This is a genomic window from Arthrobacter sp. NEB 688 (assembly GCF_013201035.1).
Taxonomy (GTDB): domain Bacteria; phylum Actinomycetota; class Actinomycetes; order Actinomycetales; family Dermatophilaceae; genus Phycicoccus.
On the sequence record NZ_CP053707.1, the window covers coordinates 2,431,008 to 2,446,018 of the forward strand.

The following is a 15,011-nucleotide window of genomic DNA, read 5'->3' on the forward strand; positions in this document are numbered from 1 at the left end:
ATCAGGTGTCAGGAGCGACGTGGACGAGACCGACGAGATGGCCCGGGCCTTCCGGCTGCTCGGTGACCCCACCCGGGTGCGGCTGCTGCTGGCCCTGCACGACGCGGGCGAGCTGTGCGTGCACGACCTCGCGGGGGCGACCGGCACGGCGGAGTCGACGGCCAGCCAGGCGCTGCGCCTGCTGCGCGCCTCGGGGGTCGTCGTCGGCCGCCGGGACGGCCGGCACGTCCACTACTCCCTCTCCGACGAGCACGTGCGCACCCTCCTCGGGGTCGCGCGCGACCACGCCCGGCACGGGGCCCCGACGGCGGCGTCGCGGTGAGCGGCTCGCACGGCCACGGCGCGCACGCCGGCGGCCGGCACCGCTGGCGCCTGGCCGTCGCGTTCGGCCTCGTCGCCGTGTTCTTCGTCGTCGAGCTCCTCGCCGGCCTCGCGTCCGGGTCGCTGGCCCTGCTGTCGGACGCCGGGCACATGGCCGCCGACGTCGTGACGCTCGGCGCGGCGCTCGTCGCCACCCGCGTCGCGACCCGCCCGGACACGACCGGGCGCCGCACCTACGGCTCGTACCGCGCCGAGGTCTTCGCGTCGGGCTTCGCGGTGCTCGTCATGGTCGGGGTGTCCGTCTACGTCGTCGTCGAGGCCCTGCGCCGGCTCGGGGCCGAGCCCGAGGTCGCCTCCGGGACGATGGTCGTCGTCGGCGGGGTCGGCCTGCTCGTCAACCTCGTCTCGCTCGCCCTCCTGCGCGGTGGGGCGGCCGAGAGCCTCAACGTCCGGGGCGCCTACCTCGAGGTGCTCGCCGACGCCGCCGGGTCGGTGGGCGTCATCGCCGCCGCGCTCGTCGTCGGTGCCACGGGTAACCCCCTGTGGGACACGGTGGTCGCCCTCGCCATCGGTGTCTTCGTCCTCGTCCGGGCGGTGCACCTCGGCCGCGAGGTGCTGGCCGTGCTCGGCCAGCACGCCCCGGCCGGGGTCGACCCCGAGGCCGTCCGGGTGGCGCTCGAGGAGGTCGACGGTGTCGTCGAGGTGCACGACCTCCACCTCTGGACCCTCACCTCCGGGATGGACGTCGCCACCGCGCACCTCGTGAGCGACGCCGACGGCGGGCCGGTGCTCGAGCGGGCCGCGACGGTGCTGCGCGAGCGGTTCGGGATCGCGCACGCGACGGTGCAGGTCGAGTCCACCGGCGCCGCCGGCTGCCACGGGGCCGACTGGTGACGCCCGGGACGGACCCGGCCGCCGCGGTCCCGGTGGTGGTTCTCGCGGGCGGCCTGTCCCGGCGCTTCGGCACGGACAAGCTCGACGCACCGCTCGCCGGCAGCAGCGTGCTCGAACGCGCCGTGGCCGGCATCCCGGCCGGCTGGCCGGTGGTCGTCGTCGGCCCCGTCCGTCCCCTCCGACGTACGGGGGCGACCTGGGTGCGCGAGGACCCGGTCGGCGGAGGGCCGCTCGCCGCCGTCCTCGCCGGGCTGCGTGCGTGCTCCGGTGAGGTCGTCGCGGTCCTGGCCGGTGACATGCCCGCCGGGGGACCGGCCCTGCCGGCGCTCGTCGCGGCGTTGCACGCCGACGCCACCGTCGGTGCGGCCGCTGCGGAGGACGACAGCGGACGCGTCACTCCGCTGCTCGCGGCCTACCGCAGACCCGCGCTGGAGGGGCTCGAGCTCGGGACGGGCCACGGGGGCCGGGCGATGGCACTGCTCGGCGCCGGGCACGTCGTGGTCCGGGTCGGCGCGGGCGCGGCCCGCGACGTGGACACGCCGCAGGCCCTGGCCCGCGCGGAGGCCGACGTCAGCGAGGGCTGATCACCCGACGTTCGCGGTGAGCGCCGCGTCGACGGTCCGGGCCTGGGCCACCGTCAGGTAGCCCCAGCTGTGGTGCTCGAACCACCGGGCGCCCATGCGGGCGGCCTCCTGCGAGGCGGCCAGGGCGACCGCCGCCGTCGGCCGCGTGCTGCCGGCCCGGGTCCCGGGGGCGAGGGTCGCCTGGAAGGCGATCGGGCGTCCGAGGTCGGCGCGCCGGTGCATCCAGGAGTACAGGTTCGGCGCGGTGCTCAGGCTGCTCGCGGCGGCGGTCCAGTCGCCGGCGCCCCAGCCGTAGTCGGTGAAGACGACGCGGTCGCCGTACTGCGCGTCCCACGCGTTGGCGAGGCTGCGGCCCTGCACCCAGCTGCCCTTCTGGCCGCCCGCGACCGGGTAGGTGAACTGGCCGTGCAGGGGCATCTCGACGACGGTGTGCGGGAAGGCCCTGACCGTCGCGGCGAGACCGGCATCCTGGCTGGCGACGACCTCGTCCCTGCCCAGCCCCGCGCGGTGGAGCGCGGCACCGGAGGCGGGGCCGCCGGTGATCCACGGCTCGTCGTAGACGAGCGAGGTGCCGAACATGTTGACGGAGGCGACGCGCGGGTGGCTGTCGAGCTGCGCCCCGAGGGCGGCGACGAACCGCGCGTAGGCGGCGCGGTAGCGGGGCGTCCAGTACCGGCCCACCGAGGCGCCGACGGCGTCCTTGGCGTTGGTGACCCGCACGCTGCCGGCGGCCTTCTTGAGCCACTCGGGGGCGAACTGCCCGCCCTGGACGTGGAGCCGCACCACGAGGTGCGGGTCGGACGCCAGCAGCCGGGTGACGCGGGAGAGGTCGTAGACGCCCTCGCGCGGCTCGAGGTCGGCCCAGCGGACCTTGAGCCACTGCTGGTCGACGCCCCGCCGCGTGCGGTCGGCGGCGGTGGAGCCGTAGAGGCCGCCGTAGTTCGACTTCGGGGCCCGGGCGGCGGCCGGGGCGGGCGCCGCGGTCGGTGCGGGTGCGGCGGCGGGTGCCGCGGGGGCGGCCGCCGGGGAGCTGGTGGCTCCTCCGCCGGCGGTGCCGACCGAGGGGGTCTGGGCGGCCGAGGCGGGGGCCGCGGTGGTGATGCCGGCGGCCAGCGTCGCGGCGACGGCCGTGGCGAGGACGTGCGTGAGCGAGGTCGTGCGGTGGGGCAAGGCAGAGCTCCAGGGGTGGGGCTCGTCACGTCGTGCGACGAGCGTCGGTCGTGCGGTCTCCCCCCGCGGTCGTGCCGGTCCCTGCACCGGACACAACGGGGCGAGACCCTAGCCCGGCCGTTCCGGGCCCGCCAAAACCGACCTGAGAGCGCGACGGGGTCCACGCGCTGAGCGCCTGCTCAGCGCGTCGCGCCTTCTCAGGATGGGACCGTCAGCGCGGACGGGGGCGGCAGTAGAGCAGGAGCTCGTCGGCGAGGGACGCGCGCGCGAGGCGGGCGAGCCCGTGGAGGGAGGTCCGGTCCCTCCGCGTGGTTGCCGAGTCCGCGTCGCTGCCCGTCGTGCGCGCCCACACGGCGGCGGCGTGCTGCAGGTCCGGGGCCGTGGCGACGGCGAGCGCGGCCTGCAGCCCGCAGGTCACGGTGACGACGAGGACGGCCGGGTCGCCCGCGGGGTCCAGCGCCCGGGCGCTGCGGGGGTCGGCGACGACCTCCCGGTGGGGGCGTCCGGTCAGGAGCTCCTCGAGCTGGGCGCAGCGGACCACCGGGTCGATGGTCGTGCCGAAGACCGGGCGCGGCGGCCGCCGCCGGCGCGCGGGGTCCCACGAGAGGCCGAGGGCGGCCGCCGCGAGGTCGTCGGCGGCGGCGAAGTAGTCGAAGCCGACGGCCCCGGGCGGCGTCACGGTCGACGACAGGACGTCGGTGCGCCGAGGAGCTTCGCCGGGTGGCGGGCGGGAGCGCTCATCGTCCGGCGGCGCTCGTGGGCCGACAGCTCCCGGCGAGGACGGTCGCGGTCGTGAGCAGGTCGACGCGAGCGGAGTCGTCCTCGCGCATCGAGGTCCAGCCGTGGGCGATCCGCACGAGGGCGAGCGCCGCGTGGACCTCCAGTGCGTCCTGGCGCGGGGTGTCTCCGCCGCCGGCGACGTAGCCGTCGAGGAAGGAGCGCGCCGGCCCGGCGAAGAGCGGCGCGCTCCCGCCGCCGGTGACCCACAGCCAGGCGCACCAGTACGCGAGGTCCCGCTCGCGCTCGGCGAGCTGGAGCCGGTCGAGGTCGATGAGCGCGAGGTGGCCGACGGTCGCGTGGACGTTGCGCGGCGAGAAGTCCCCGTGGCTGGGCACGAGGTCGCCGGTGGAGGTGCCCACCCAGCGCCGCTCGATCGTCTCGACGGCGACGTCGAAGGCCGCGCGGACGCGGGCGCCCTCGCCCGGGCCGAGCGACGCGGCCTTGCGCCGCGCCGAGCGCACGAGGGCCCGCCGGTCGCGCACGCGGTGCAGGCCCGCGCCGCTGCCGTGCAGCGCGGCGAGCAGCGCGCCGGCCTCCGCCCCGCGCCGGACGGAGTCGCCGACGGACCCGCGCACGGCGAGGGCGACGCCGGGGACGCGGGCCATCACGAGGTCCCCGGACGCGGCGTCGAAGGCGAGCGGCTCGGGCATCCGCGGCGGTGACGAGGCGCCGAAGGGCGATGCCCACAGGGCGAGCATGTCGTCGTGCACGCGGGAGCCGTCGGTGCCGAGGTAGGTCTTGACGACGACCGGACGACCGGTGCGGTCGTCGACGGCCATCCGGACCGGACGGTCCGCGTGGCCGGTCGGGACGAGGCCGCCGGCGGCCCGGGTGCGCTGCGGCAGAGGGCGGTCGGCGAGGAGGCGGAGGAGGGCGTCGCGCTCCTGCGGCGCACCGTGCCGGCTCTCGGCGAGCCCGGCGAGGCGCGCGAGGGCCAGCCGCTCCCACGACAGCAGGTCGGCCGGCACGTCACCGTAGCCCTCGAGGAACGCGTCGACGGCCGCCTCGCCCACGGGGTCGGCGCGCCGTCCGACGACGACCTCGCGGCGCAGGTGCGCGACCATGTTGCCCACGTCCAGGCCCCGGGGGGCCAGCGCCGCGTCGTCGAGGTCGATGAGGCAGACGCCGGGCTCCTGCGTGGTCCGGACGACCTGGCGCGGGTGGAGGTCGCGGTGCGACGGCACGAGCGGCCCGTCGGCCGGCGCGAGGGCGGCCTCGGCGGCGGCGATCTCGCGCACGCCCTCGGGGGCGCGGCGCAGCAGCTGCGCGCACTCGTCGGCGGTGCTCCAGCGCCGGTCGAGCGCAGCGCCGCTGTCGTGGAGGCGGCGCAGGACGCGCCCGGTCGCCGCCGCGGCGGTGACGAACGCGTCGTCCGCGAGGTCCTCCATGACCGTCCCGGGGCGGAAGGACACGACCCCGACGCAGCCGTCGGCCGAGGTGGCCAGGGAGGTCGGGACGACGTCGGCGAGCCCGGCGACCGCGAGCGCGTCGAGCCGGCGGGCGTTGCCGCGCGCGCGGGGGGAGGAGAAGGCCTTGACGACGACGTCGACCCCGTCGAGCTCGGCGGCGAAGGTCACCCGGCGGCCGGACACCCGGCGCAGCACGGGGCCGAGGCGGACCCCGGCGAGGGATCGGTCGCGGTCGGCCGCACGGAGCGCGTCGGCCACCGGCAGGTCCTCCGGCGGGAGGTCCGCGGCCGCCCCGGCGGCGCTGCCGGGGCCGGTGCTCGCCGCCTCGAGAGCGGTGAGCACCTCGCCGACCCGGGCCCGCCACGACCAGTGCGTGCGCACGTGCTCGGCGACGCGGGCCTGAGCCGGGACCGACCCCACGGCCAGGGCGGCACGGATGCCCGCGGCGAGGTCGGTGGGGTCGCCGGGGCGCACCAGCCGGCCGACGCCGAGGCCGCCGAGGAGCGCGCGCGGCTGGCCGAGGTCGGACGCGACGACCGGCACGCCGGCGGCGAGGTACTCGTACAGCTTGAGCGGCGAGAACGAGAAGTCCGGCAGGTCCGGGTAGGGCGCGATCGCGACGTCGGCGCAGCGCACGGCGGCGACCGCCTCGTCGTGGGGGAGTGCGCCGGTGAGGTGCAGGCGGGAGGCCACGCCGAGCGCCGTGGCCCTCGAGGCGAGCGCCTCGCGCACCGGGCCGTCGCCGACGACGACGAGGTGCACGTCCCGGGGGAGCGCGGCCAGGGCCTCGACCGCCACCTCGACCCCGTGCCAGGGTCGCAGCGTCCCGGTGAAGACGACGGCGCGGGCGCCGAGCGGCAGCCCGAGCCGCGCCCGGACGGCCGAGCGGTCGAGGGGGCGGTCGAAGGGCCGCGGGTCGACCCCGTTGGGCACCGTGACGACCGGCGCGTGCGGCCCGACGACCGTCCGCACCTGCGCGGCCAGCTCCTCGCTCACCGGGGCCACGAGGTCGGCGCCGGCCAGCACGGCGTGCTCGCGCTCGCGGGCCACGGCGACGTGGCCGAGGCCGCGCCAGCGCGCCTCCTCGAGGGCGAGCAGCGCGTTGACCTCGACGACGTGCCGGGCCCCGGTGGCCCGGGCCAGGCGCAGCCCGGCCGTGCCGAAGAGGGCCAGCCGCTCGTGGACGACGTCGGGGGCGAAGTGCCTGGCGACGGCCTCGCCCTCGGTGACGAAGCGCTCGACGAGGGCCAGCTTGTTGCGCTCGCGCAGCACGCCCTCGGCCTGCCCGGGGTGGGGGAGGAGGTGGGTGCGCAGCCGGGGGTGGGCCGGCGGGGCACCGTGCCCCGCGACCCCGAGCAGCAGGACGTCGTGGCCGAGCCCGGCGTACGCCTCGGCGACGGCGCGCAGGTGCAGGGCGGCGCCTTTCGCGCCGGGGACCCGGACGCCCTGGTCGGTGCACAGGACGAGCACCCTCATCGCCGCACCTCCGTCCAGACCCCGAGGAGCGCCCGGCCCGAGCGGTCGGGGGCGTAGTCGGCGGCGACGAGCTCGCGGCCGGCCGCGCCGAGCGCCCGCGCCGCGACCGGGTCGGCGCGCAGCTCCGCCACGGCCCGGGCCAGGGCCGGCGGGTCGTCCGGTGCGACGAGGCGGCCGGTCGCGCGGTCCCGCACGAGCTCGGGGATGCCGACGACGTCGGTGGAGACGACCGGCAGGCCACGGGCCAGCGCCTCGACGAGGACGGTGGGGAGCCCGTCGCGGTCGCCGTCGCCGTCGACCCGGCAGGGCAGCGCCACGAGGGAGGCGCGGGCGTAGGCGGCCTCGACGCCGGCGGAGTCCATCGCCCCGTGGAAGGTGACGCGGTCGGCGACGCCGAGCTCGCGGGCGAGGTCGACGAGCTCCTCGCGCAGCGGCCCGTCGCCGATGACGTCCAGGCGCACCCAGGGGTCGTCGACCGCGGCGAGCGCGACGGCGCGCACGAGGACGTCGACGCCCTTCTTGGGGACCAGCCGGCACACGCACAGGACGGGGGCGTCGCGTCGGCCGGCGTGCACGACGTTCGGGCGACCGAGGGGGACACCGTTGCGCACCAACCGGATCCGGGTGCCCGGCAGGGTCCGCCCGAGGTGCTCGAGGTTGTACTCGGAGACGGTCACGACGGCCGCGACGCCGTCGAGGCGGCCGGCGAGCACGTCCGCGTTCTCGGTGTGGAACACGTCCTTCGCGTGGGCGGTGACGGTGACCGGCACGCCGGTCACGCGAGAGGCCACGGCCGCGACCTCGGCGGCCGCCGTCGCGAAGTGGGCGTGCAGGACGTCGGGCTGCTCGGCGAGCACCCGCTCGGCGACGAGCAGGCCGTGGGCGAGGCGACGCAGCGCGACGGCGTCGCCGGCCCGGGCGCGGGAGCGGGCCCGGCGCACCTCGCGCCAGACGGCGCGCGGCCGCCGCAGCCCGACGCGCAACGCGGTGGCCGCCCAGCCGGGTCGTCGGGGGAGGTAGCGCACCGCCGCCCGCACGTGCTGCACCTCGGCGTGGCGGGGGCCGTCCTCGGGGGCCATCAGGCTGTCGACGGAGACCTGGGCGCCGAGGGCCTCGAGGGTCGCCAGCTCGCGCACGACGAAGGTCTCGCTGAGCCGCGGGTAGCGCTTGAGGACGTAGTGGACCTTCACGACCGTCCTCCCGCGACGCGGCGCCGCCCGAGGTCGGTCACCGTGCCGTCGGCGGGGACCGTGGGGGCGGTCAGGCGCCGGACGACGGCGGCGTCGACGTCGGTGGGCGACCCGACCCGCACCAGGCGCCCCCGGTCGAGCACGGCGACCGCGTCGGCCGACCGGATGGTCGAGAGGCGGTGCGCGATGAGGAGCGTCGTGCGGTCCTCGGGCAGGTTGGAGAGCGCTTCCATGACGAGCTCCTCGGTGTGGACGTCGAGCGCCGAGGTCGGCTCGTCGAGGACGAGGACCGGTGCGTCGCGCAGGATCGCCCGGGCGATGGCGAGCCGCTGCCGCTGCCCGCCCGACAGGGTGCTGCCGCGCTCGCCCACGGCGGTGTCGAGGCCGTCGGGCAGGCGGGAGGCGAACTCGTCGACGAGGGCGAGGCGGGCGGCCCGGCGCACCGCGGCGTCGGACGCCTCGACGTCGCCGAGGCGGATGTTGTCGCGCAGCGTGCCGCGCATCACGAGGCAGTCCTGGAGCACGACGGCCACCTGCGAGCGCAGGTCCGCGAGGGCGCGGCGCCGGACGTCGACGAAGTCGAGGTGGACGGCCCCGGAGGTCGGGTCGACGAGCCGGGGCACGAGCGAGGCGAGGCTCGTCTTGCCCGCGCCGGTCGGCCCGACGAGCGCGAGGGTCTGGCCCGGCTGGACCTCGAGCGAGACGCCGTCGAGGACGGTGGTGCTGCCGTAGCGCAGGGAGACGTCGGCGAACTCGAGGTGGCCGCGGGCCCGCCGGGGGCGTACCGGCCTCGCCGGCTCGGCGACGTCGGGGAGCTCGCCGAGGACCTCCTCGATGCGCTCGGCCGCGGCCGCTCCCTTGGCCAGCGAGGTGCTGAGCCGGGAGAGGGCCTTGAGCGGCTTGTAGAGCGACCCGAGGTAGGACACGAACACGAGGAGCATCCCGAGCGTGATCTCCCCGGAGCGGACGCGCGAGGTCCCGACCCAGAGGACCATCGCGGCCGACCCCGCGGCGGTGAGGTCGACGAGCGGGCTGAAGCGGGCCTGGATGCGGGCCGACTCCAGGCCGGCGCGCAGGCTCTCGCCCGCCAGCCGGTCGAAGGTGCGGCGCTGCGTCGGCTCGAGCCCGAGCGACTGCACGAGCGGCATGGCCGCGAGGCTCTCGGAGGCGGCGGCGGCGACGACCCCGTCGGCCGCGCGGGCCGCCCGGCTGGTGCGCTTGAGCCGGACCGTCGAGCGGTGGACGGTCCACGCGAGGAGGGGGGCGAGGACGAGCGCGACGAGGGCGAACACGACGTCCATCGCCACCATGACGGCGAACATCCCGACGACGAGCATGACGTTCGGCCCGATGACGGCGAGGGACTGCACGAGCATGTCCTGGGTGCGGTCGACGTCGCTCGTGACGCGGTTGGCGAGGTCGCCGACGCGCGAGCGGCCGTGGAAGGCGAGCGAGAGCCGGTGCAGGTGCGTGAAGACGGTGCCCCGCAGGTCGGCCGCGAGGCGCAGCCCGGCCGAGGCGAGCACGCGGGTCGACCAGTAGTCGAGGACCGCCGCGAGCGCCACGACGACGAGGAGCATGACGGCCGAGAGCGCGGCGACGGCCATCGGGTCCGTGATCCCGAGCACGGGGCTGGGGTCGTCGGCGAGCGCGTGGTCGACGACGAGGCGCAGGGGCCACGGCTCGGCCAGCCGGACGACGACCTCGAGCACCGCGAGGAGCGCGCCGAGGGCGAGGAGGCGGCGGTAGGGACGGACGTGCCCGGAGAAGCGGCGCAGGACCGCGAGCACCCCGCTCATCGGGCACCCGCCAGGGCGGGGAGCGCGCCGGCGCCGGCGTGGGTCAGCACCCGCGCCGCGACGCGGGCCGCGCCGTCGACGTCGAGGCCGCTGCGGGCGAGGTCCCACCCGGTCTGCAGCCGGGGGCGGTCCAGGAGCCAGCGCACCTCGTCCGGCCCGGCCCCGGGGTCGAGGACGTCGGCGAGGCCGAGGCAGGCGAGGCGACCGGCCCGGATGGCCTGCTCGCGGCGGGGCGCCCGTCGCGGCACGAGGAGCGGGCGCAGGCCTGAGACGACGGCCTCGTAGGCGGAGTTGTAGCCGCCCATCTGGACGCTGGCGGACGCCGCGGCGTAGAGCTCGGTGCAGTCGTCGCGCGGGGCGAGGACCTCGACCCCGGCGGGGACCGTCCAGCGGGCGGCGGGGCCGCGGACGGCGACGACGTGCTCGTAGCGGGGGGTCGCGGCGACGGCCTCGAGGACGGAGGCGAGCACGTCGCCGTCCCCTCCGCCGCCCGCGGTGACGAGGACCGTGCCGCCGGTCGCCGGCGCGAGCGGCCGCGGCGGCGCGACGGGGGCGGTGACGATGCCGCAGTAGACGGGGCGGACCGGCAGGGCGTACTCGGCGACGTGGTCGCAGATCGACGGGGAGCCGTAGACGAGGACCTCGTCGACCCAGCGCCCGGCCCCGGCCCACTCCGGCCCGGCGAGCTCGGCGCGGACGACCGGGGGAGCGTCGAGGATGTCGCGCAGCCCGAGGAGGACCGCGGCGCCCGCGCGGCGGGCCGCCGCCACCGCCGGCCGCAGCTCGCCCTCGATGCCGAGGGGGTGCCGGTCGACGACGAGGACGTCGGGCTGCGTCGACTCGACGACCTCGGCGAAGACCCGGGCCCGCTCGCGCAGCGTCGTGGGCAGGTCGGCCCCGCCGGTCACGTAGCGGCCGCTCGCGTCCTTGGTGACGGCCGGGACGCGCACGACGCGCACCCCGTCGGCACCCAGCCAGGCGTGGTGGCTGGCGAGGCCGGTGACGAGGGTGACCTCCGCCGAGGGAGCGAGCGCGCGGACGGCGGCGGCGATGCGGGAGTTGCGTCGGGCGTGGCCGAGGCCGAAGCCGTCGTGCGAGACCAGGACGACACGTGGAGCCCGGCCGGCCCTCTGCAGCAGGGGGGTCGCCTCGGGGCGGGGCGGGCTCCACGTGTCCATGGCCGGAACCGTAGGTTCACCCGCCGTCCACCCACCATTGGCCCTTGGCCCACCCCGACCTGTCCGGAGGTACTACGCCCCCGGCCGGTTCAGGGCGCCAGCGCGGCGACGACGACGGCGGCGAGCACCCGGGCCGCGCGGTACGTGACGACCATCCCCGACGCCCCGGCGGCGAGCGCGTCCCGGCGCAGCGCGGCCGTGTCGAAGGCGCTGGTCAGGACCACGGCGAGGCCGTCGGTGCCCACGAGGTGCCGGCACAGGTCGAGGCCGCTGCCGTCGGGCAGCCGGACGTCGGCGACCACCACGTGGGGCCGCAGGAGGAGGACCTGCGCGGCGGCGTCGGCCGACGTCGCGCACTGGCCGGCGAGCTCGAGGCCGGGGGTGGCCCCGAGGACGGTCGCGAGCTCGGACCGGACGAGCGTCCGGCCGTGGACGAGGAGGACGCGGGCGGACGGGCGGCCCGCGGGATGGTCCTGCTGCGCCACGGCGCTCCTCCGTCCCGGCAGGCGCGGCGCCTGGCGGCCGTCAGCGTAGACCGGCTCGTGGGGGCCGTTCGCCGGTGGGTCGGCGCACTCCTCGCGGTGGTCGCGGATCCCACCGGTCGGAGGGTCGCAGGACCTGACCGGTGGGAGAGGTCGGTACCCCGCACGTGCGGGGTACCGGTGCCCCGGAAGATCGTGGCGTGCAGTGGCTCGGGGGACCCTCGTGACATCCGGGCAACGTCGCGCGCAGGTCGGGCTCAGGACGGTGGTCGGCACGGGGTGGCGAGAGTTCTTCGGACGAACCGGCAGGGCGCCTGCGACGACGAGGGACGCCTGCGCAGGCTGTCCCGCCGTCACACGACAGGTGCCGTCGTCTGCTCGAGCACGGGTGCGGCCAGCGCCTCGTCAGCGAAGGCGTCGATCCGGTCGCGGGTGCGGAAGACCACCCAGGCGACGGCGAGCCCGACGGCGCAGGCGGCGCCCAGCCCGAGGTAGAAGGTGCGCACTCCCACCCCGGCGACGAGCGTCGGGGTGACGACGGCGAGCAGGGCAGCGCCGATGCGGGCCACGGCCATGATCGAGCCGGTCGCGGTGCTGCGCAGGAGGGTCGGGAACTGCTCCTGGGTCCACACCCGGGCGATGCCCTCGAAGGCGAACGAGGCGCCCACCGCGTTGAGGACGACCGCGACCATCATCGGGACGGCCGAGACGCCGAAGAACGCGTTGACCAGGGGTGAGGCGACGAAGAAGAAGGCTCCGACCTGGAAGTACCGGAACCGGACAGGGCGGTCGGCGATCTTCATGAACCAGAGCATCCCGACGAGGACGACCGGGAGCGCGGGCAGGGAGACGAGGGCCGCGGTGGAGACCGACTCACCGCCGTAGGTGACGAGCAGGTAGGTCGAGAACTGCCCGACCGTGTTGCCGACGAGGTTGGTGCACGACGAGAAGACGACGAGCGCCACGAAGGGCACCGCGTAGGGGGTGCGCAGCAGGTCCCGGACCCCGGCCCGCTCGGCGCGGACCGTGTGGACGCCCCTGGCCCGTTCCGCGCGCGCGGCCAGCCAGCGCGCCGACTCGGGGATCGAGAGCCGCAGGACGAGGACGACGGCCGCGACCACGGCGACGTGGAGGAAGAGGATCCGCGCACCGGCCCGGCCGCTGTCCCCGACGAGGAACGCCACGACCCCGTTGCCGACGATCCCCGCGAGCCAGAGGAGGTTGCTGAACCCCATGAGCCGTCCGCGGTTGTCGTCGTCCGCGGCCTCGGCGATCGTGGCGAGCGAGACGGGCAGGTCGGCGCCGATCGCGACGCCGACGACGACGATCCCGACGACGAGGAGCGGGAAGCCCGGCGCGAAGGCGATCCCGGTCATGCCCGCGGCGATGCTCGCCATCGCCGTGAGGAAGACCGGGCGTCGCCCGAACCGGTCGCCGATGCGTCCGCCGACCGCCGCACCCAGCGCGATGCTCGCGGCCTGGATCCCGGCGGCGACGCCGACCTGCAGGTCGCTCAGGCCCATCGTCGTCTGCAGGATGACCAGTGCGGTGCTGATCGAGGTGATGGCCGCGGCGTCGATGTAGGAGGCCATCCCGGCGACGGTGCCGACCCACCAGGGTCCGCTGCGGCGTGCTCGGTGGGGTGCGACGGTGGTGCTCATGACGTCTCCTTCGACGTGCACGCCGCCGTGGGGCCGGCGGGGGTTGGGGGAGTGGGCCGTGGTGCCCGGGGTCAGGCCGCCCGCAGGTGGTGGTCGAGGGCGGAGACCAGGAGGCGGCGCCCGCGCCGGCCCTCCGGGGTGGGGGTCAGGGGGTAGACGTGCACGCTGCCGGGCTCGACGTGGAGCCGGCAGGTCGTGCCGACCTCGGTGCAGCGCACCGCGAGCACCTCGGCGTCGGGGTGGAACAGGTCACGCGTGCCGACGAACAGCTCGATCGGCGGCAGGCCCTGGACGCTGCCGTTGACCGGGCTGCACACCGACGCGCGGGGGCTCGTCGATCCCGCCCACGCCCGCCCGGCCTCCCGCAGCCCCTCGGCCGACAGCCAGGGGTCGTCGACCGTCGCGATGGCGGGGTTGGACAGCGTCAGGTCCAACCAGGGCGCGACGAGTCCCAGGGCCGCGGGTGCCGGGTGCCCACCGTCGCGCAGCTGCTGGGCGACGGCGAGTGCCAGCCCCCCACCGGCGGAGTCACCGGCCAGCGCCACCCGACCCGGGCCGAGCTCGTCCAGCAGTCTGCGGTACCTCGCCATGACGAAGGGCACCGCGTCCTCGACCGTGAAGCGGGGAGCGAGCCCGTAGAACGGCACCTCGACCCGGTGCCCGGCGTCGGCGACGTGACGGACCAGTGACCAGTGCGCCGAGTGGATCCCGGCGATGTACCCCCCGCCGTGGAGGTAGAGCACGGCCGTCTTCGCCGGCCCGGAGCCGGGCTGCACGCTCCAGCAGTCGAACCCGTCGGAGGAGTCCTGCACGAGCCGGTGGCGACGGCGCAGCGCGCGAGGCGGGTCGGCGTGCACCGCAGGGCGGCTCATCACCTCGCGGGCCTTCTCGGCGGTCGCCATCCCGGGCTGGGCCGTGCGTCGGAGGATCATGGCGACGGCACGCATCGTCAGGGTGGTCATCGCGCTCCTGCGGCGAACGGGGCGGACGCCGGGGCGTCAGGCCGAGACACGACGGTGCACCTGTGGCGTGCCCAGCGCGGCCTCGAGGGCGGCGCGCGCGTCGACCGTCTGTCCGGCGAAGGCGGCTTCGAAGGCGCGGGCGGTGTCGGGGCCGTAGTCGTGGTCCGGGATCGCGACGCTGGTCAGGGCCGGCACGGTGAGGGCCGACTGCTCGTCGTTGTCGGCCCCGACGACGGCGAGGTCGTCGGGGGCCCGCCAGCCGAGGTCGTGCATCGCCGCGAGGACGGCCGCGCCCATCCGGTCGTCGTGGGCGCACACGGCGGTGACGCCCTCTCCGCGCAGGGCCGGCAGCAGACGGGCGACGGCCTGGCGGTCGAGGGGCGCGGCGAGGGCGAGCGGTGGCGCGATGCCCAGCCGATCCGCCTCCTCCCGGGCACCGCGCAGGCGGGCCCGGGCCACGACGAGGCGGGGGGAGGCGACGGGCAGGAGGTAGCCGATCGCGGTGTGGCCGGAGCCGACGAGGTGGCGGACCTGGGCGGCGCCGATGGCGACCTCCCAGAACCGGGCGGCTTCCTCGTCCTCGCCGGGCCGTACGTCCAGCCCCAGCACGTGCGGCGTGCCCAGGGCGACGATGCGGTCGCGGACGTCGCCGGCGATGAGGGCGAGCAGCATGACGCCGACCGGCTGGACGGCCTGGACGGTCTCGAGCAGGAGGTCGACGTCGCGCAGGGTGTGGACGATGACGGTGCACCCGAGGTCGGCGAGGCCGCCGGTGATGTTGGCGACCGTGCGGGCGCTGACGTCGCCGGCGTACGTCTCGTCGACGACGAGGAGCACGGTGCTGGAGTGGCCGCGTCGGAGGGTGGCCGCCGCCGTGTTGCGCACATAGCCCAGGCGCGCAGCGGCCGAGAGGACCTTGGCCCGGGTCGGCTCGGCGATCGCCTTCTCGGACAGCGGGTTGAGCACGTGGCTCACGGTCGCGTTCGAGACGCCGCTTTCGCGGGCCACGTCGTTGAGGGTCGGGCGACGTGGTGCCTTCGTCGTCATCCGGACTCCCTTCCTCGGTGGGCCTCGATGCCCTACAGTTTGGTTAAACGTATAACCA

General features: G+C 76.8%; 13 protein-coding genes. 3 read left to right on the forward strand and 10 right to left on the reverse strand.

Going from position 1 to position 15,011, the window contains the following annotated elements:
* The first annotated feature begins 19 nt into the window (after window positions 1–19).
* The 3 genes from HL663_RS11390 to mobA are packed head-to-tail and all read left to right on the forward strand — an operon-like array spanning window position 20 to window position 1,799.
* Window positions 20–322, forward strand: a complete 303-nt coding sequence (locus tag HL663_RS11390; protein WP_353654099.1) for an ArsR/SmtB family transcription factor — start codon at window positions 20–22, stop codon at window positions 320–322.
* Window positions 319–1,215, forward strand: a complete 897-nt coding sequence (locus HL663_RS11395) for a cation diffusion facilitator family transporter (RefSeq protein ID WP_173028493.1) — start codon at window positions 319–321, stop codon at window positions 1,213–1,215. The genes HL663_RS11390 and HL663_RS11395 overlap by 4 nt, the downstream gene beginning before the upstream one ends.
* On the forward strand, window positions 1,212–1,799 hold the full coding sequence (gene mobA / locus HL663_RS11400; RefSeq protein WP_173028494.1) for a molybdenum cofactor guanylyltransferase: 588 nt from the start codon (window positions 1,212–1,214) through the stop codon (window positions 1,797–1,799). Before HL663_RS11395 ends, mobA begins: the two co-directional genes overlap by 4 nt.
* Here the strand turns inward: mobA and HL663_RS19150 are convergent, their stop codons facing one another.
* From HL663_RS19150 to HL663_RS11450, 10 genes are all read right to left on the reverse strand, one after another.
* Complete coding sequence (locus tag HL663_RS19150) at window positions 1,800–2,969, reverse strand: hypothetical protein (RefSeq protein WP_216842551.1); 1,170 nt, start codon at window positions 2,967–2,969, stop codon at window positions 1,800–1,802. It lies immediately after the preceding gene.
* 211 nt (window positions 2,970–3,180) lie between these two features.
* The gene (locus HL663_RS11410) at window positions 3,181–3,648 is read right to left on the reverse strand and encodes a hypothetical protein (RefSeq protein WP_173028495.1); all 468 of its coding nucleotides are present in this window, start codon (window positions 3,646–3,648) and stop codon (window positions 3,181–3,183) included.
* Between the two features lie 58 nt (window positions 3,649–3,706).
* A complete protein-coding gene (locus tag HL663_RS11415; protein ID WP_173028496.1) occupies window positions 3,707–6,634 on the reverse strand; it encodes a glycosyltransferase in 2,928 nt (975 codons plus the stop codon).
* A complete protein-coding gene (locus tag HL663_RS11420; RefSeq protein ID WP_173028497.1) occupies window positions 6,631–7,824 on the reverse strand; it encodes a glycosyltransferase in 1,194 nt (397 codons plus the stop codon). Before HL663_RS11420 ends, HL663_RS11415 begins: the two co-directional genes overlap by 4 nt.
* Window positions 7,821–9,623 carry an ABC transporter ATP-binding protein gene (locus HL663_RS11425; RefSeq protein ID WP_173028498.1) on the reverse strand — a complete coding sequence of 601 codons (1,803 nt, stop codon included), beginning with the start codon at window positions 9,621–9,623 and terminating at the stop codon, window positions 7,821–7,823. Before HL663_RS11425 ends, HL663_RS11420 begins: the two co-directional genes overlap by 4 nt.
* A complete protein-coding gene (locus HL663_RS11430; RefSeq protein ID WP_173028499.1) occupies window positions 9,620–10,801 on the reverse strand; it encodes a glycosyltransferase family protein in 1,182 nt (393 codons plus the stop codon). The genes HL663_RS11425 and HL663_RS11430 overlap by 4 nt, the downstream gene beginning before the upstream one ends.
* Window positions 10,802–10,890: 89 nt before the next feature.
* A complete protein-coding gene (locus HL663_RS11435) occupies window positions 10,891–11,286 on the reverse strand; it encodes a response regulator (protein WP_173028500.1) in 396 nt (131 codons plus the stop codon).
* Between the two features lie 350 nt (window positions 11,287–11,636).
* The gene (locus tag HL663_RS11440; RefSeq protein WP_173028501.1) at window positions 11,637–12,944 is read right to left on the reverse strand and encodes an MFS transporter; all 1,308 of its coding nucleotides are present in this window, start codon (window positions 12,942–12,944) and stop codon (window positions 11,637–11,639) included.
* Between the two features lie 71 nt (window positions 12,945–13,015).
* Entirely contained in the window at window positions 13,016–13,906 is an 891-nt protein-coding gene (locus HL663_RS11445; protein ID WP_173028502.1) for an alpha/beta hydrolase, read from the reverse strand.
* Between the two features lie 36 nt (window positions 13,907–13,942).
* Window positions 13,943–14,953: a LacI family DNA-binding transcriptional regulator gene (locus tag HL663_RS11450; protein ID WP_173028503.1), complete on the reverse strand. Its 1,011-nt coding sequence runs from the start codon at window positions 14,951–14,953 to the stop codon at window positions 13,943–13,945.
* Window positions 14,954–15,011 lie beyond the last annotated feature (58 nt).

Coding starts and splice junctions, on each gene's coding strand:
- HL663_RS11415 (WP_173028496.1), bottom strand. CDS start 6,634: ATGAGGGTGCTCGTCCTGTGCACCGACCAGGGCGTCCGGGTCCCCGGC.
- HL663_RS11425 (WP_173028498.1), bottom strand. CDS start 9,623: ATGAGCGGGGTGCTCGCGGTCCTGCGCCGCTTCTCCGGGCACGTCCGT.
- HL663_RS11430 (WP_173028499.1), bottom strand. CDS start 10,801: ATGGACACGTGGAGCCCGCCCCGCCCCGAGGCGACCCCCCTGCTGCAG.
- HL663_RS11440 (WP_173028501.1), bottom strand. CDS start 12,944: ATGAGCACCACCGTCGCACCCCACCGAGCACGCCGCAGCGGACCCTGG.
- HL663_RS11445 (WP_173028502.1), bottom strand. CDS start 13,906: ATGACCACCCTGACGATGCGTGCCGTCGCCATGATCCTCCGACGCACG.
- HL663_RS11450 (WP_173028503.1), bottom strand. CDS start 14,953: ATGACGACGAAGGCACCACGTCGCCCGACCCTCAACGACGTGGCCCGC.